Origin of the sequence: Helcococcus ovis (genome assembly GCF_004524775.2) — a bacterium.
Classification (GTDB): Bacteria; Bacillota; Clostridia; order Tissierellales; family Peptoniphilaceae; genus Helcococcus; species Helcococcus ovis.
Window position 1 is genome coordinate 402787 of record NZ_CP119081.1, and the last position, 17737, is coordinate 420523.

Below are 17737 nucleotides of genomic sequence, written 5' to 3' on the forward strand. Positions count from 1 at the left end.
AAAAAAATCACTACAATGAAAAATATACCCAAAAGTTTTATTATTTATCAGTTGTTTGAATATTAATATTGATTTAGTTAAATCAAAAGTCATATCATAAACTTATATAGAAAAATGATTATTACAAATTTTTTCAAATATCTTATTATTTTTTTGATTTTCTTTATGATATTAATAAAAATTGAATTGTTTTATTTACTCTTAGAATGTATAATGTATATTGTTAATATAATTTATATATTAAATTTAAATAATATGATGAAGGGTAAAGTATGAGTGAACCACAAATACATAAGATTAATTATCAAATTAAGTTGGAGCAAATATTAGAAAAAGAGTCAAAAGTTGGTAGAATTCCAAAACTTTTATTACATAGTTGTTGTGCTCCATGTAGTACATATGTTTTGGAGTACTTAACACCATATTTTGATATTACAGTTTTATATTATAATCCAAACATTCATCCTACAGAAGAATTTTACAAGCGAGAAGCAGAACAAGAGAGATTTATAAATCTTGTTAATAAAGTAAATAAGATTGAACTTATGAAAACAGATTATAATCCTAAAGAATACTTTTCAGTTGTTAAAGGCCATGAGCTCGATAAGGAAGGTGGTCCACGATGTGGAATTTGTTTTAACCTTAGACTTGGATATGCTGCCAAATTTGCAAAAGAACATGGATTTGACTATTTTACAACAACTCTTTCTATTTCACCATATAAAAATTCACAATTGATAAATCATATTGGTGAAGAATTAGAAAAAAAATATAATGTAAGATATTTGTATGCTGATTTTAAGAAGAAGAATGGATTTAAGCGTTCTTTGGAGCTTTGTAAAAAATTTGATATATATAGACAAAATTATTGTGGATGTGTATTTTCATTAAAAGAGGCAAATGATAGAAGAAAGCAAAAAGAGTTAGAAGAACAAAAATTAATGGAACAGTTAAAAGAAGATATAAAAGGAGTAAATGCAAAATAGTTTGCATTTTATCTTTTTTTATCATACAATTATATTAACTTAATAATATTATCAAGAGAGACTGAGGGAATAGCCCCAATGAAGTCCGGCAACCTATTAAGTTAGGTGCTAAATGCTACAGGTGATCACCTGAAAGATAAGACAGACAGCCTTACTTTTCAGTGAGGTATTTTTGTTTTAAATAAAAATTATTTTAAGAAAGGAAGAGTTATGAAAAAATTATTAACATCAGAATCAGTTACACAAGGTCATCCGGATAAAGTATGTGACCAAATATCAGATGCTATTTTAGATGCTTATTTAAGTCAAGATGAAAATTCAAGAGTTGCATGTGAAGTCGTAGCTTCTTATAACACTTTGTTTATAACAGGAGAAATCACATCAAAAGGCAATGTAGATGTAGAACAAGTTGCAAGAGATGTTATTGCAAAAATAGGATACAATAAAAAAGAATATGGTTTTGAATCTAAAAATTGTGAAATTATTATAAAATTAAATGAACAATCTCCGGATATTGCATTAGGAGTAGATAATTCTCAAGAAGCTAAAGGACACAGCACTGACCCATATGATAAAATCGGGGCAGGAGATCAAGGTATGGTATTTGGATATGCAACAGATGAAACAGAAGAATATATGCCAATGCCTTTGATTCTATCCCACAAGCTAGCTAAGAAACTAGCAGAAGTTAGAGAAAATGGAGAACTAAGCTATTTAAGACCAGATGGGAAAACTCAGGTAACAGTTGAATATGTTGATGGTAAGCCTAAAAAGATAGAAACGATTTTAATTTCAACGCAACATGATGAAGACGTGACATTAGAAACAATTAGAAAAGATTTAATGGAAAAAGTTATTGCACCAATAATTGATAAATCTCTTGTGGATGAAAATACGAAATATCTTGTAAATCCAACAGGTCGATTTGTTATTGGTGGACCTGTAAGTGATAGTGGACTAACAGGAAGGAAAATAATAGTTGACACTTATGGGGGCTTTTCAAGACATGGCGGTGGAGCATATTCAGGAAAAGATGCATCTAAAGTTGATAGATCTGCATCATACATGGCAAGATATATTGCTAAAAATATGGTTGCAGCAGGACTTGCTAAAAAGTTAGAAGTAGGAGTTGCTTATGCAATAGGAATCGCAAAACCAGTTTCAATTTATGTGGATAGCTATGAAACAGGTGTTTTAGATGATGATAGATTGACAGAAATTGTTAAAGAAAAATTTGATTTAAGACCAGCAGCAATAATTGATACTTTAGGATTAAAAAAACCAATATTTGCACAAACTGCAGTATATGGACATTATGGTAGATGTGATGTAAATTTACCATGGGAAAGATTAGATAGAGTTGAAGAATTGAAGAAATTAATATAGTAAACCAAAAATCAACTTACGGCACTAGTCCTCGCTTCTTGAACTGTCCAAAAAAGTTGATTTTTGGTATAACTTTTTTGGACAGTTCACCTGTGGAACTAAGGAAGTGTCTACGTTGATTTTTGGCTTTTTATTAATATAAAATATATTTTGCAGTCAATATATGAAACTTTCATAAATTAATAAGATTATTTCTAAAGTATGATATATTATAAAATAATTTATAAGGTAACACTTATTTGTTTTAAACTAAAAAATAGAAAAAAATATATATTGATTGATAGTTATGAATTAACAAAATATTAAAATAATATGTTAGGTAATAATAGATATGTGACAAAAAAATAAAAAAATAGGAAGCCATCTGGTAATATAAATTTAACAACAAAAAAATTATCAGAAAGAAAGGCTTCCTATGAAAACTAGTATAACAGAAGAAATGAGATTTCGTCAAAAAGTTGTGGAATATGCGATAAAACATAAAAATAATGCAAAGGCTGCAAGAAGATATAAAACTAGCAGACAACAAGTACAAAGATGGCTAAAAAAATATGATGGAACAGTAAAATCTTTAGCAAATAAATCAAGACGTCCACATAGTCATCCTAATGAACATACAAAAGGTGAAATAGAATTACTTAGAAAAAAATATCAATATCACAAACATGAAGGACTAGGTCAGGTATATAGAAAATGCCTTGATTCAGGATATAAAAGAAGCTATGGTTCAATGTGTAAACAAATAAAGAAATTTAAGAATTATGAGAAACCTAAGAAAATAAGCTATCCAAAAAGCAAATATAAACCATTAAAAGGAACTTACCCAGGTGAATATGTAGAAATAGATGTAAAATATGTACCACTTGAATGTATTGGATTTAAGAGTAATTATGAAAGGTATTATCAAATAACAGCAATAGACTTATACAGTAGAAAAAGAAAACTTAAATTAGTGGTTTTTTGTCAAATAGTGTTGGTAAAGAATTAAAGTAATATATTTAGAGAATTAGAGAGTAAAATTTCTAATTCTCTTTTTAATTTCTTAACATCTTTTTAAGTTTTCTAGTAATTAATATTCTGTATTCACCTTGGAAAAATGGTGTAGTAGAAAGAAGTCATAAGATAGATAATGATCTATTTTACAGTAAAAAAAGAGTTAAGAGCGAAGAAGAAATGTATAAGGCATTTCAAAGATATAGCGTAAGAACAAATAATATAGCAAGAAGAGTATTAGAATTTAAGATACCAAATTAAATGGTTGAGGGATATTTCAAAAGAGCATCATAAGTCTACAAAGAATGCATATTCCAGTCAAGGGTCGCTTCGCTTTTTCCTTGACAGAAATATGCATTCTTTGTTAATGCTTATTAAGCCCTTTGAAAAATATTATTAGATTGGTTTCTTGTCACATATGTTTGACAACTCTAGATAAATTAACAAAATATTAAAAAAATAATTATTGACATATACAAAAAAATAAGTACTATTATATAGTAGATATTGTATTTAAACATAATATTAAATTTTAATTAAATATTTTCAATCTCTATCTACTAAATTTATTTTGTAAAGGAGGAACATATGTGGATTAAACCTAAAGTGATAGTTGCACCTATGTCTGTAATTGACATATCAAGTAATCAGGTAGCATGTGATAGAATTAGTTGCTGTTAGTGGAGAAAAAATGGAAAAAATTATTAACGATTTTAATTCTTATGAATATTTTAAGGAAATTGCATATAATAATAATAATTTATTATTTTCTGCAGAAATAGACGTAACTGCAAGATGCAATGCTAATTGTATTTTTTGTTTTCAAGGGAATATTCATAATGAGAAAGGTAATCTTACTCTATCAGATTATAAAACTTTATTGAATGATTTAAGAGAAATGGGAGTTTATAATCTTGGTTTTTCTGGTGGAGAGCCTTTTTGTAGAGAGGATTTTTTAGATATTTTAGATTACTCAAAAAAATTAGGATTTAGAGTTTCATTTATTACCAATGGACAATTAATGAAATTTAGTGATATTGATAAATTATATAAAATTAATGTCGATAGAGTAACTATTAGTTTTCATTCTTTAAATAGAAGTACATATAATTCCATTTTCGGCATTAATAAGGAAACATCATATAATAGAGTATTGTCAAATATAAAGTATATATTAGATAAAAATATACCAATAGGAATTGCTGTTACAGTTACTAAATATAATATTGATGAATTGGAACATATCAAGAACTTTTTTATTAATCTAGGAGTGCAAGAAAAATATATTAACTTTAATATGTTGCTTACAGGAGCAAAAAATATAGAAAAATTAAGACCTACAATTGAACAAATAGAAAGAAATAAATATTTATTAAATTATAATAAAAAAAACAGTAATGGATTTTTATGCAGTGCTGGAAGAATTTCTTGCTCTATTGATTCAAGAGGTAATATTTATCCGTGTACATTTTTTAATTTTAGTGCTGGGAATATTAAAGATAATTCTATTAAGCATATATGGAATAATTCTCATTTATTTAAAATTATTAGAAGTATAAATAGTAAGCATTTTGATAAGTGCAATAGTTGTAAGAATAGATTAAAATGTAATGTATGTCTGGTTACAAATATTAATGAGACTGGAAATATTTTTATTCCATCTGAGGAATATTGTAATTCAAAGGAAGGAAAAATAATAAATGAATAAAGATATATCATATACAATATTAACAAATAAAACTTTAATAGTTAATAAAGGTAATAATAAATCTATAGTTTTAGATAAAAGCGGTACAGAAATTTGGCGTTTAATTCTTGATAAAAAATCTAAAGAAGAAATAATTGAAATATTATCAGATAGATATAAGGGTTTTAGTGATGAAATAAAAAGTGACGTCTCAGAATTTTTTGAGATATTAACAAAGTACGAAGTGATTTGAGGCTTGATATGGATAATTTTAAGAAATATAAATCTAAGACAATAAGTATAATTTCTTTTATTATATTTATTTTATTACAACTTATAACGTTAGTTCCGCCCATTATTATGAAAAATATAGTAGATGAATATATTCCTAAAAATAGTGTAGATAAGATTTTCTTAGGTATATTTTTATTTGTCCTAATTCCGTTTACATATATTACAATTCAGGCTATATTTAATTATATAACTATTGTATTTGCAAGAAAAAATGGTAATAAGTTATCTATAGATATTTTAAGTAATTTAATTAATCAAAATAAATCTTTTTTTGATAAAAATAATTCAGTCGAGTTGGCTACTTATGCTTCAAAGGAATCTGTAAATTATATAAATTTTTATGTATCTGAGCTTCCAAAATATTATGGCTTTATAATTACTTGTGTAGTGATTTTTGGATTAATATTAAGATATTCAATTTATCTATCTTTATTGCAATTATTTATTATACCTTTAGCTATATTTCCAATTAAAATAATATCTTCAAAATTAGATAAAAACATACGTAGTGTTTTAGAAAATAATGCTAAGTCAAATCAAATTAGAGCGGATATATTTAAAAGAATAGATACGGTAAAATCTTTAAGAATTGAGAACCAAAAGATTGATGAGGTTAAGGTAATAAATTCAAAAACATCAAAGATATGGGGGAAAATAGCAGCACTAGATATGATAACGGGTATTTGGATGACAGGATTTTTATCTATGTTATTTACCGGTTTAACATTTGGTATTGGAGCATATATTATTAGTCAAAATATCGAAATGATTTCTATTGGTGAATTGATATCTATACTCTCATTAGTTTCTATTTTGTATGTAAATATAAATAATATATTTAGAACTAATATTGAAATAAAAAAACATGATGCTGAAAATCATAAGTTATTTTCATATTTAACCTTAATAGGCGAGGATACGAAAGACAAGATAAATCTAAACAGCATAGATAGCATAAAAATTAACAAACTAAGTTTTTCATATAATGAAAATAAAAGTATAATAAAAGACTTTGATTTTGAATGTAAAAAAGGTGATTTTATAGGATTAATAGGGAAAAGTGGAGTAGGGAAATCTACCATTTTTAATTTATTACTTAAATTTTATGATGTGGAAAACAATACAATATTTTATAATGATATAGATATTAATAAAATAAACCCGTTAAGTATTAGAGATAATGTAACAAAAATTTCACAACAAATTGATTTATTTCCTGGAACTATTGAATATAATCTAAGACTTTCAAATGAAGAAGTATCGAATGAAGAAATACACGAAATATTAAAATTCGTTAAATTAGATAATTATATTTCAAGTTTAGAGGAGGGTATAAATACCGATATAGGAGAGGCTGGTAAGCTAATGTCCGGTGGAGAGATGCAAAGATTAGCATTAGCACAAGGTTTACTTAGAAAAAATAAAGTGTTATTACTGGATGAAATAACATCAAATATTGATAAGAATACGGAAAGAATTATTAGAGAAAATATACTGAAATTGCATAATACAGGGGAATATATTATAATAGCAATCAGTCATAACAAGGAATTTCTTGAGGATTGTGATAAAATTTATGAACTTAAATAGAATTAAAATAATAATTTTTTAATGTCTTTATCATTAAAATAAGGGAAAATAGAAAAACTAAAATAAAAAAAATCAACGTAGGCACCTCCGCAGAGTTCGCAAGAACTAGAGGATTAGTGCCGAGAGTTGATTTTTTTATTCTTTAATAAACACTAACCTATTTTCTTCTGACAATTCTTCACTATATGACAATTCATCTTTAATCTTTTTTAATTTTTCTGTAGATTTAATATTATTTTTTGCAAGATATGATACCATCCATCCACGTCCTTTTTTTGAGGTTGTTGAATGAGTTTTTAATTTACCATTTTTATTTTCATAAAATTCAAAGTCTATCCAATTGTAGTTTGATTTATCGAATAAATCTGAAAATTCATTACTTGCAAGGTTTAATACAGTTTCACCATTTGGAATTTCTAGATTGTATAATGGTTTCCAAAAGGATTTTAGAGTTTTATTATCAATTTTTATTTTTGATAAAAAGTCCAGTCTATACGGCTTTATAAGTGTATTTGGTAAAATAGGGCCATATAGAGCAGATAATATAAGTAAATGTTGATTCAAATATTTTAGTTCTGCATCATTGAATGAAGATGGATTCATAGTTCTGTAAGATAGACCATTGTACATGAAAAGAGCAGGGTAAGTTACATTCTTTCTGAATTCTGAAATGTAGCCTTTTACTGTTTCTAAAATATTTTCATTAATTTTTAATTTTTTCTTTAACTCTTCATCTGATAATTTTTGTAATTCATTAATTATTTTGTGTGTTTCTTCTGTTAAAATCCAATCTGTATCAATTGGATTTTCTAAATTCATATCTTTTGTAGGTGAGAATATTATTTTCATAGTAATCCTTTCTAGTTTAATACTTTAATTATAGCAAAAAATACAAGAGTTTATGTGATATAATTTATATAAGTGAGGTTTTATGGATTTAGAATACTTTATGAATGAGGCAATAAAAGAGGCTAAAAAGGCTTTAGAAAATGGAGAAGTTCCAATTGGAGCAGTTGTGGTTTTAGATGGAAAGATTATTGGGAGAGGACACAATATGGTTGAAACTAATAATCATGCATTTGAACATGCAGAAATAAACGCAATAAAAGAAGCTGAAGATTATATTGGAGATTGGAGACTTGATGGTGCGGTTTTATTTACTACATTGGAGCCATGTATAATGTGTGCAGGGGCAATAATTCATAGTAGGATTAAAACTTTGGTATTTGGTGCGAAGGATGTGCAAAGAGGATTTGCAGGCTCTATATTAAATGTTGTTGATGATGGTATTTTTAACCATAGAGTTGAGGTTGTTTCAGGGATTAAATCTCAAGAATGTAAAGAATTAATAGATAATTTTTTTAAGGAAAAACGTAAGAAGAAGTAGGTGATATACATGGAATTTACACATTTACATTTACATACAGAATATAGCCTTTTAGATGGTTTTGCTAAAATTGACAAAGTATTAGATAGATGTGTTGAATATGGAATGAAATCTGTAGCGATTACAGACCATGGAGTGATGTTTGGAGTTATAGATTTTTATAAAAAGGCAAAAAAAAGAGGAATAAAACCAATTATTGGGTGTGAGATATATTTAAGTGAGGGCTCTTATTTAGAAAAAACACCTCAAAATAAAAAAAGATATCATTTAATTTTACTTGCTGAAAATTGGATAGGATATCAAAATTTAATAAAAATTGTTTCAGAGAGTTTCATCAATGGATATTATTACAAACCTAGAGTTGATAAAAGTGTATTGAAAAAATATTCTGAAGGGATAATAGCATTGTCAGCTTGCATGAGTGGTGAAGTCCAAATTCATATAAGAAATAATGAAATAGAATTTGCTAAAAAATCTGCTTTAGAATATAAGGAAATATTTGGTGAAGATAACTTTTATTTAGAATTACAAGATCATGGGCTTTTAGAACAAAAGAAAATTAATAAATATCTAAAAGAATTTAGTAAAGAATTAGAAATTCCACTAGTTGCTACAAATGATGTTCATTATACAGATCAGGAAGATGCAAAAATTCAAGATATTTTAATGTGTATATCAACAGGAAAGACTGTTGATAATCTTGATAGAATGAGATTTCCAAATTCTCAATTTTATTTTAAGAGTCCTAAAGAAATGGAAAAATTATTTCAGGATACTCCAGAGGCACTTATAAATACACAAGTTATAGCAGAAAGATGTAATGTTGATTTTAAGTTTCATGATATGCATTTACCATTTTTTGATATTCAAGAAAATCATGAACAATATTTAAGAGAACTTGTGTTTAGCGGACTTAAAAATAAATATAATGAATTAACTGAAAATATAATAAATAGAGCTAATGAAGAACTTGATATAATCAATAAAATGGGTTTTACGGATTATTTCTTAATTGTATGGGATTTTATTGACTATGCTAAAAAGCAAGGTATAGCTGTAGGACCTGGAAGAGGGTCAGCTGCCGGGTCAATAGTTTCGTATTCATTGGGAATTACAGGATTGGATCCTATAAAATATGATTTACTTTTTGAAAGATTTTTAAATCCTGAGAGAGTATCAATGCCTGATATTGATATTGATTTTGATTATGAAAGAAGAAATGAAGTAATTGAATATGTAAAAGAAAAATATGGGGAAAGTAATGTGGCTCAAATAGTTACATTTGGAACGTTAGCTGCCAGAAATGCAATTAGAGATGTAGGTAGAGTTACATCAGTTAATAGTGATGTTGTTGATAAAATTGCAAAGCAAGTACCTCAAGAAATAAATATGACTATAAAAAAAGCTCTTAATATCTCGGAAGATTTTAGAAAGTCTTATGAGGCTTCCGATGAAAATAAAAAACTTATTGATACAGCGATGCAAATAGAAGGAATGCCGAAAAATACATCTACTCATGCAGCAGGTGTAGTAATAGCATCTAAACCATTAAATGAATTTGTCCCATTATATATAGGAGATAAATCTATTCTTACTCAATACAATATGACGGAACTTGAAGAATTGGGTTTATTGAAAATGGATTTTTTAGGTCTTCGTACGCTGACAGTTATAAGTGATTCTATAAAATTGGTAAAATACAATAAGGGAATAGATATAGATATTGAAAATATAGATTTAAATGATAAAGAAGTTTTGAATATTTTTAATGTTGCAGAAACAATAGGGGTATTTCAATTTGAATCAGAAGGAATGCGAGCGTTTTTGAAAGAATTGAAACCTACGAGGTTTGATGATCTTATAGCAGCAAATTCACTATTTAGACCTGGCCCCATGAATGAAATTCCAAATTATATCAGAAATAGACACAATAAAGAGTTAGTAACATATCTTCACCCTTTATTAGAATCTATTTTAGAGCCAACATACGGAACGATAGTATTTCAAGAACAAGTTATGCAAATTGTACAGAAGTTAGCAGGTTTTTCATTAGGAGAAGCTGATAATTTAAGACGTGCAATGGGGAAAAAGAAAATGAAAGTCATGGAAGAAAATAGAGAATATTTTATTTATGGAAGGATTGAAAATGGAGAAATATCAGTTCCGGGATGCCTTAGAAATGGAATTGATGAAGATATAGCAAATAAAATTTATGATTTGATGATTGATTTTGCAAAATATGCATTTAATAAATCACATTCTGCGGCATATTCCTTTGTTGCATTTCAAACAGCTTGGCTTAAAGTTCATTATCCGGAAGAGTTTATGGCATCATTATTATCTTCTGTAATGGGAAGCTCAGACAAAGTTTATCTTTATATAAAAGAAGCAAAAAAAATGGGAATAGAAATATTATTGCCTAGTGTAAATTCATCTTATAAAAATTTTTCGGTAGAAGGTAGAAAAATCAGAATTGGACTTTCTGTAATAAAAAGCTTAGGAGTTAATATTGTTGAAGCAATAGTAAATGAAAGAAAAAAGGGCAAATTTAAGGATTTTGATGATTTTGTTGAAAGAATGGTAAATAATTCAGAAGCCAAACTAAACAAAAAATCTTTAGAATATTTAATTTTTTCCGGAGCTATGGATGGATTTGGACTGAATAGAGCACAGATGGTTTCAATATGTGAAAGAGCTGTAGAGAGATATTCAAAAAGCAATAACAATATAATTGGACAGGAAGATATATTTTCAATGATAAATGGAAATAATTTTAAAATTGAAGTCCCAAAAATACCGGAATTTTCAAAGGTAGAGATGTTAAAAAAAGAAAAAGAATATATAGGGGCATATATTACAGATCATCCTTTTAGTTCGTATGAGAAATTAGTTTCCAATTATGTTGATTTTACTACATTAGATTTAATTGAGGAAAAAGTTAAATATGATAAAAATGTAATATTTTCTGGCATAATAATTTCAGTTAAAGCAATTTTTACAAAACAAAATAGAAAAATGTGTTTTATAGAGTTAGAAGATATTTACGGAAAAATAGAAGCTGTTGTTTTTCCGCAAATATATGAAAAATACAAGGAAATATTAATAGAGGATAAGGCGGTTCTCATAAATGGAAAATTACAAATAAATGATAATAGAGTTGCAAATATAATAATTAATAATATAAGAGAAATAAATAACGAAATTTTTTCACAAAATAGTGAAAGAAATGGTATAATATACGAGGACAAAGTTCTATATTTAAAAATGAAATATTCAGATAAAAATATATATTCTAAAATTAGAAATGAATTACTTAAATATAAAGGAAAATCTGAGGTAGTTATTTATTTTTATGATATAAGTAAATCAGTTTCATTAAAAAATATAAAAATAAATTTAGATTTAACTTTGATAAATAGTTTAGTAAATTTACTAGGCAATGATAGTGTAATAATAAAGTAGGAGGAAGTATGAAGACAATTGGTATCTTGACTTCAGGTGGAGATGCACCTGGGATGAATGCCGCTATTAGAGCTATTGCAAGAACTGCATTTGCAAATGGTTTAAGAGTAAAAGGAATAAGAAATGGTTTTGATGGTTTAATCAAAGGTGATATATATGAAATGAATATATCATCTGTAGCAGATATTGTTCACAAAGGTGGTACAATTTTAGGTTCTGCAAGATCTTTGGAATTTAAGACTAAAGAAGGTCAAGACAAAGCTATGGAAATCATTAAAAACTTTGATATAGATGGAATAGTTGTATTAGGTGGAGATGGATCATTCCAAGGAGCAAATGTATTACATGAAAGAGGAATTAAGACAATAGGGATACCATGTACCATTGATAATGATATGGGATATACAGATTGGACAATAGGGTTTGATACAGCCGTTGAAACATGTAAAGAAGCTATAAGCAAATTAAGAGATACATCATCATCTCATGGTAGAGGAAATGTGGTTGAAGTAATGGGAAGAAACTGTGGGGACATTGCACTTTATGCAGGTGTTGCAGGAGGTGCGGAAAGTATTTTAGTTCCTGAAGTTCCGGTTGATATGGAACAGGTTATTTCAAGAGTTCAAAGAGGTAAAGCTAGAGGTAAATTACATCATATCGTTGTTGTAGCTGAAGGTATAGGAAATCCACAAAATATAGCAAAAGAAATCCAAGATAAAACAGGAGTTGAAACAAAATTAACTATTTTAGGTCATGTTCAAAGAGGTGGAAGCCCTGCATTAAGAGATGCAATCATGGCAAGTGAAATGGGGGTTAAGGCTGTTGAATTGTTGATGGAAGGTAAGAGCTCTTTAGCAATTGGTATTAAAGGAGGCAAAATATTTTCAATGTATATACCGGATGCTATAAAAATTAAGAGTGAATTTAACACGGAATTATACACGATAGCTAGTATATTAGCAAATTAGGAGGGATTATAATGAAAAGAACAAAAATTGTATGTACAATTGGACCGGCTTCTGAATCAGAAGACAAATTAAAGGAATTAATGGAAATGGGAATGAATGTTTGTCGTTTGAATTTTTCACATGGCGATCATTCAGAACATTTACAAAGAATTCAAAATATTAAAAAAGTTAGAGAAAAATTAGGCAACTATACTGCGATTATGTTGGATACAAAAGGACCAGAAATTAGAATTGGTACTTTTAAGGATGGTATGGTTGTAAGTTTAAAATCCGGGGATAAATTTACACTAACAACAAGAGATATTGTTGGTGACCAATCAATCGTTTCAGTTTCATATAAAGATTTACCAAAAGATTTAGTTCCGGGAAATAGAGTTTTAATTGATGATGGTTTAGTAGAATTTGTCGTAGATTCAATTGAAGATACAGAAATTCATACAACTGTTGTTAACTATGGTGATATTAAAGATAGAAAAGGATTAAATGCACCAAGTATCAAAATTAATCTACCAGCATTAACAGAAAAAGATATTAATGATATTAAATTTGGTGTTGAAAACGGAATTGATTTTATTGCAGCATCATTTATCAGAAAAGCAGATGACGTTTTAGCAATTAGAAAAGTTTTAGAAGAATGTGGCGGAGAACATGTACACATAATCTCAAAAATTGAAAGTGAAGAGGGTGTTGAAAATTTAGATGAAATCATTGAAGTATCAGATGGTATAATGGTTGCTAGAGGGGATTTGGGTGTTGAAGTTTCAAATGAAAGAGTTCCTTTGGTACAAAAAGAAATTATTAGAAAATGTAATTTATTAGGAAAACCTGTTATAACAGCTACTCAAATGTTAGATTCAATGATAAGAAATCCGAGACCAACAAGAGCTGAAGTAAATGACGTTGCTAATGCTATTTTAGATGGTTCTGATGCAATTATGTTATCAGGAGAAACAGCAGCAGGTAAATATCCGGTTGAAGCTGTAGAAACGATGAAAAGAATTGCATTACATATTGAATCATCAATTGACTATAAAAAAGCTGTTGAATCAAGAAAAGAATGGATTGAAAGTGATCCAACTAATGCAATTTCTAATTCGGTATCAAGAATTGCAGAGCAATTAAATGCTAATGCTATTGTTGCAGCTACAACATCAGGTGGTACAGCAAGATCAATTTCTAAATTTAGACCTGAAACTCAAATTATTGCTACAACACATATCCCAGAGGTTGCAAGAAAATTATCATTGGTATGGGGTGTTTATCCAATATTAACAAAGAGAGTTGAATTAACAGATCAATTAATTGACAATTCAATTTCAGAAGCACTGAAAAATAAATTTATCAATGAAGGTGATTTAATAGTATTATCAGCAGGGATTCCAGTTGCGACACCTGGTTCAACAAATATGTTAAAAGTTCATACTGTTGCTAAAATTCTTTCACAAGGACAACCAATAGGAAAGAGTTCTGTAGTTGCGAGAGCTTGTGTTGTTGAAACATCAGAACAACTAAAGGATAAATTTATGGATGGAGATATTATTGTTGCTAAGTATACAGATGCAGAAATGATTCCATTCATTGAAAAATCAGCAGGTATTATTGTAGAACAAGGTGGTTTGACATCTCATGCAGCAATTACAGCATTAAATTACAAATTACCGGCAATTATCGGTGCTGATTTGACAAAAGAAAAGATTGAAAATGGACAATTAATAACATTAGACGCTTATGCAGGTATCGTATACGACGGTTCAGCAAAAGTTATGTAATAAAAAAATTTAAGTATAATTTAAAATATTAAAATAAACAAGGGGGTATAGCAAAATAACTAAAAATGTTATTTTGTAATTCTCCCTTGTTTTATTTTTTTTTATTTATTTTTTTGAAAACTTTCGCATTAAATTTTATTTTATTAAAATAAATTAACTTTTTTGTAACTTGTGTAATGTTTTTTAATCTTTTTGTAACTTTTTGTGTTATAATATTTTTTGGGTAGGTACATATGATTAGATTTGAAAATGTTAATAAAAAATATTCAGATAAAATTGTAGCGATAAACAATGTTTCATTTGAAGTAAAAAATGGAGAATTTGTATTTATTACAGGTGCAAGTGGAGCAGGAAAATCTACAATTACTAGATTATTATTAAAAGAGATAGACCCGGATGGTGGGAAGTTATATCTGATGGATGAGGATATTACAAAAGTTTCAAGAAGAATGATTCCAAAAATAAGAACAACAATAGGAGTAGTTTTTCAAGATTTTAGATTATTAGCAAATAGAACGGTTTATGAAAATATAGAATTTGTTTTAGATGTAAAAGGTTTATCAAGAAAAGATAAAAGAGAAAAGATAGATGAAGTATTAGATATTGTTCATTTAAAGCATAGAAAAAAGGCTTATCCGAATGAATTATCCGGAGGGGAAAAGCAAAGATTATCTATAGCTAGAGCGTTATCCATTGAACCAAAGATAATATTAGCTGATGAACCAACCGGTAATTTGGATCCTAATACTGCGTGGGAAATTATGGATTGTTTTGAAGAAGTTAATAAAAAAGGCACAACTGTAGTTATAAATACACATTCAAAGGAAATTGTTGATAAAATGCAAAAAAGAGTAATTTCTTTGGCAAACGGAAATATTATTAGAGATTCCGTAGGAGGTTATGATGAAAGCATTTAGAAAATTAATTAATACCCTTAAAGAGGGACTTAAAGGAATATGGAAACATAAAAATTTAGGTCTTGTATCAATAACATCGACATTTTCTACACTTTTTGTAATAGGTATTATAATTATTATTACAGTGAGCATAAATAATGTAGCTTTACAGATACAAGGTAAAGTAAATGATGTTGAAATTTTTATAAAAAAAGATGCTACAGAAGTGCAAATTGCAGAGTTAAAACATAAAATAGAAACATCTCCAATAAAAAAGATTGTAGAATATAGATCTTCAAAACAGGCTTTGTCTATAATGAAACAGAGTTGGGGTGACAATTCTAAGTTGCTGGATAATTTAGAATTGGAAAAAGTTTTACCATCATCATTCATAGTAAAATTAGAAGATATATCTCAAACTAAAGAATTTGCAAAATCTTTACAAAGTGACAATATCATTGAAGAAATAAATTATTATAAAGATTTAGTTGATAAAGTTTATAAAGTATCAAATTATGTAAAAATATTTGGAGCGATTTTGGTTGCTGTATTGATGGTAGTATCATTGTTTATAATTTCAAATACTATAAAATTAACAGTAGTTTCTAGGATAAATGAGATTGCGATAATGAAAAACGTTGGTGCAACTAATAATTACATAAGAATACCATTTATTATAGAGGGGATTTTTTATAGTTTATTAGCATCTATATTATCATTTATGGCTGTGTATTACCTATATAGATTTGTTTATATAAATTTTGGGGCGAGATTACAAAGTAACTTTACAATATTAAGTTTAATTAACCCTGAATTGTTGAAAGTAAGTTTATTCCAAATTATTAATTCATTGGGATTAGGAATAGGTGTAATAGGATCAATTTTCTCAATAAGGAGATATTTAATTAATAGAGAGGTAAAATATGTCAAGTAGGAAAAAATATATAAGATTTACAGCTTATGTTTTATCTATGATTTTGTTATTTGGAAATACAAAGTTTAATCATGCTTCTAATTTAAATCAAGAATTAAATAATACAAAAGATTCTTTGAATAAAATTGATTATGATATTGAAGCTAGAAATTATAAAATTGATAGTTATCAAGAAGAAATTGATGTAAATAAGGATGTTAAAAAGTCAATAAATGAAGAGCTTTTGAAATTGCAGAAAGATAAAGCCTCTCTAGAGGAGCAGGTTGGTTTTTTAAATGGTGAGATTCAAAAAACTTTAAATAAAATCTATGAAAATGAAACTCAAATTTTAGAAATAAAAGATAAAATAATTAAAAATGAAAAAGAAGTAGAAGAAGTAAAGAAGAAAATATTAAAAAATACAAAATTATTAAAAGAAAGATTAGTAATTATGTATAAAATGGGAGATGCTCAAAAAGTAGAGGTTTTATTATCATCGAAAAATTTTAATGATTTTTTATCAAGAAATAAGATGATGACAACAATTACAAAAAATGATAAAAGTTTAATTCAAACATTAAAAACAGATAAAGAAAAATTAGATAAATTAATAAATGAATTAAATGGTCAGAAAAAAGTTTTAGAAATTACAAAACAAAATCTAAAAAAAGAAAAATCTGATTTAGATTCTCAGAAATCAGTTAAAGATAAATTGTTAAATGAAGTAAGAGCTAAAGAAGGGGAAAAATCTAAAAAGATTGAAGAATTAGATAAATATATAAGTGACTATGAATCAAAAATAAGTGAAAAGATTTCTGAAAAAAGGAGTTTACAAGAAAAAAAAGAATCTTTACAAAGTGAAATTGCAGATTTGGAAAGAAAAATTGAAGAAGAGGCTGAAGAAGCAAGATTGGAAGCTCTTAGAATCAAGAAAGCGGAATTGGATGAAATAAATACTTCAACTCACAATCATGGCAATGGTCAATTAGCATGGCCAACTGATGCAACTTATATTTCAAGTTATTTTGGATGGAGATCCGGTTTTACATTACAAGATGGTTCTTGGTATAATGGAGGATTCCATACTGGAGTGGATTTAGCCGGACCATTAGGCACAAATATATATGCAGCAGAAGATGGGGTTGTAACATTTGCCGGATGGAATGATTATGGTTATGGGAATTTAATTATAATTGATCATGGCAATGGAATGACAACAAGATATGCTCACCTAAATAGCGTACCTGTTTCGGTTGGACAACGTGTAAGTAGAGGACAATATATTGCTCCTATGGGAACTACGGGATATTCAACCGGTTCACATTTGCACTTTGAAGTAAGAATAAATGGAGAAGCTCAAAATCCATTGTCTTATATTAGGTAATAAGATTAGGTACTATTACAAA

14 protein-coding genes and 1 riboswitch are annotated in these 17737 nt (G+C 27.5%); of the genes, 13 read left to right on the plus strand and 1 reads right to left on the minus strand.

What is annotated here, in order from left to right:
- Positions 1-272: 272 nt before the first annotated feature.
- The 6 genes from EQF90_RS01915 to EQF90_RS01940 all read left to right on the plus strand — a co-directional run bounded on the left by EQF90_RS01915 (position 273) and on the right by EQF90_RS01940 (position 6936).
- Positions 273-986: an epoxyqueuosine reductase QueH gene (locus tag EQF90_RS01915; protein ID WP_134710394.1), complete on the plus strand. Its 714-nt coding sequence runs from the start codon at positions 273-275 to the stop codon at positions 984-986.
- Between the two features lie 45 nt (positions 987-1031).
- Positions 1032-1129: riboswitch (SAM riboswitch) on the plus strand.
- 67 nt (positions 1130-1196) lie between these two features.
- Positions 1197-2372 carry a methionine adenosyltransferase gene (gene metK / locus EQF90_RS01920; protein WP_134710396.1) on the plus strand — a complete coding sequence of 392 codons (1176 nt, stop codon included), beginning with the start codon at positions 1197-1199 and terminating at the stop codon, positions 2370-2372.
- A gap of 415 nt (positions 2373-2787) precedes the next feature.
- Complete coding sequence (locus EQF90_RS01925; RefSeq protein ID WP_245152871.1) at positions 2788-3360, plus strand: helix-turn-helix domain-containing protein; 573 nt, start codon at positions 2788-2790, stop codon at positions 3358-3360.
- 696 nt (positions 3361-4056) lie between these two features.
- On the plus strand, positions 4057-5073 hold the full coding sequence (locus EQF90_RS01930) for a radical SAM/SPASM domain-containing protein (protein ID WP_134710398.1): 1017 nt from the start codon (positions 4057-4059) through the stop codon (positions 5071-5073).
- Complete coding sequence (locus EQF90_RS01935; protein ID WP_134710400.1) at positions 5066-5305, plus strand: PqqD family protein; 240 nt, start codon at positions 5066-5068, stop codon at positions 5303-5305. Before EQF90_RS01930 ends, EQF90_RS01935 begins: the two co-directional genes overlap by 8 nt.
- 8 nt (positions 5306-5313) lie before the next feature.
- Complete coding sequence (locus tag EQF90_RS01940) at positions 5314-6936, plus strand: ABC transporter ATP-binding protein (RefSeq protein WP_134710402.1); 1623 nt, start codon at positions 5314-5316, stop codon at positions 6934-6936.
- 135 nt (positions 6937-7071) lie between these two features.
- On the opposite strand, the gene yaaA is transcribed toward EQF90_RS01940, so the two are convergent.
- Complete coding sequence (gene yaaA, locus EQF90_RS01945) at positions 7072-7785, minus strand: peroxide stress protein YaaA (RefSeq protein WP_134710404.1); 714 nt, start codon at positions 7783-7785, stop codon at positions 7072-7074.
- Positions 7786-7867: 82 nt separating this feature from the next.
- Between yaaA and tadA the strand changes: the two genes are divergently transcribed.
- From tadA to EQF90_RS01980, 7 genes are all read left to right on the plus strand, one after another.
- Positions 7868-8323: a tRNA adenosine(34) deaminase TadA gene (gene tadA / locus EQF90_RS01950; protein ID WP_134710406.1), complete on the plus strand. Its 456-nt coding sequence runs from the start codon at positions 7868-7870 to the stop codon at positions 8321-8323.
- A 9-nt stretch (positions 8324-8332) separates the two neighbouring features.
- On the plus strand, positions 8333-11785 hold the full coding sequence (locus EQF90_RS01955; RefSeq protein WP_407933646.1) for a DNA polymerase III subunit alpha: 3453 nt from the start codon (positions 8333-8335) through the stop codon (positions 11783-11785).
- An 8-nt stretch (positions 11786-11793) separates the two neighbouring features.
- Positions 11794-12753, plus strand: coding sequence for a 6-phosphofructokinase (pfkA, locus tag EQF90_RS01960; RefSeq protein ID WP_134710407.1), 960 nt, complete (start codon positions 11794-11796; stop codon positions 12751-12753).
- An 11-nt stretch (positions 12754-12764) separates the two neighbouring features.
- Positions 12765-14522 carry a pyruvate kinase gene (gene pyk, locus EQF90_RS01965; protein ID WP_134710409.1) on the plus strand — a complete coding sequence of 586 codons (1758 nt, stop codon included), beginning with the start codon at positions 12765-12767 and terminating at the stop codon, positions 14520-14522.
- Between the two features lie 233 nt (positions 14523-14755).
- Complete coding sequence (gene ftsE / locus EQF90_RS01970; RefSeq protein ID WP_134710411.1) at positions 14756-15439, plus strand: cell division ATP-binding protein FtsE; 684 nt, start codon at positions 14756-14758, stop codon at positions 15437-15439.
- The gene (ftsX, locus tag EQF90_RS01975) at positions 15426-16352 is read left to right on the plus strand and encodes a permease-like cell division protein FtsX (RefSeq protein ID WP_167554136.1); all 927 of its coding nucleotides are present in this window, start codon (positions 15426-15428) and stop codon (positions 16350-16352) included. The genes ftsE and ftsX overlap by 14 nt, the downstream gene beginning before the upstream one ends.
- Positions 16342-17715 carry a murein hydrolase activator EnvC family protein gene (locus tag EQF90_RS01980; protein WP_134710414.1) on the plus strand — a complete coding sequence of 458 codons (1374 nt, stop codon included), beginning with the start codon at positions 16342-16344 and terminating at the stop codon, positions 17713-17715. Before ftsX ends, EQF90_RS01980 begins: the two co-directional genes overlap by 11 nt.
- Positions 17716-17737 lie beyond the last annotated feature (22 nt).

Excerpts from the sequence above, each read along its gene's own strand:
- EQF90_RS01935 (WP_134710400.1), top strand. The coding sequence starts at position 5,066 with ATGAATAAAGATATATCATATACAATATTAACAAATAAAACTTTAATA.
- pyk (WP_134710409.1), top strand. The coding sequence starts at position 12,765 with ATGAAAAGAACAAAAATTGTATGTACAATTGGACCGGCTTCTGAATCA.
- EQF90_RS01980 (WP_134710414.1), top strand. The coding sequence starts at position 16,342 with ATGTCAAGTAGGAAAAAATATATAAGATTTACAGCTTATGTTTTATCT.
- EQF90_RS01930 (WP_134710398.1), top strand. The coding sequence starts at position 4,057 with ATGGAAAAAATTATTAACGATTTTAATTCTTATGAATATTTTAAGGAA.
- EQF90_RS01940 (WP_134710402.1), top strand. The coding sequence starts at position 5,314 with ATGGATAATTTTAAGAAATATAAATCTAAGACAATAAGTATAATTTCT.
- EQF90_RS01955 (WP_407933646.1), top strand. The coding sequence starts at position 8,333 with ATGGAATTTACACATTTACATTTACATACAGAATATAGCCTTTTAGAT.
- EQF90_RS01915 (WP_134710394.1), top strand. The coding sequence starts at position 273 with ATGAGTGAACCACAAATACATAAGATTAATTATCAAATTAAGTTGGAG.
- EQF90_RS01925 (WP_245152871.1), top strand. The coding sequence starts at position 2,788 with ATGAAAACTAGTATAACAGAAGAAATGAGATTTCGTCAAAAAGTTGTG.
- ftsE (WP_134710411.1), top strand. The coding sequence starts at position 14,756 with ATGATTAGATTTGAAAATGTTAATAAAAAATATTCAGATAAAATTGTA.
- tadA (WP_134710406.1), top strand. The coding sequence starts at position 7,868 with ATGGATTTAGAATACTTTATGAATGAGGCAATAAAAGAGGCTAAAAAG.
- pfkA (WP_134710407.1), top strand. The coding sequence starts at position 11,794 with ATGAAGACAATTGGTATCTTGACTTCAGGTGGAGATGCACCTGGGATG.
- yaaA (WP_134710404.1), bottom strand. The coding sequence starts at position 7,785 with ATGAAAATAATATTCTCACCTACAAAAGATATGAATTTAGAAAATCCA.
- metK (WP_134710396.1), top strand. The coding sequence starts at position 1,197 with ATGAAAAAATTATTAACATCAGAATCAGTTACACAAGGTCATCCGGAT.
- ftsX (WP_167554136.1), top strand. The coding sequence starts at position 15,426 with ATGAAAGCATTTAGAAAATTAATTAATACCCTTAAAGAGGGACTTAAA.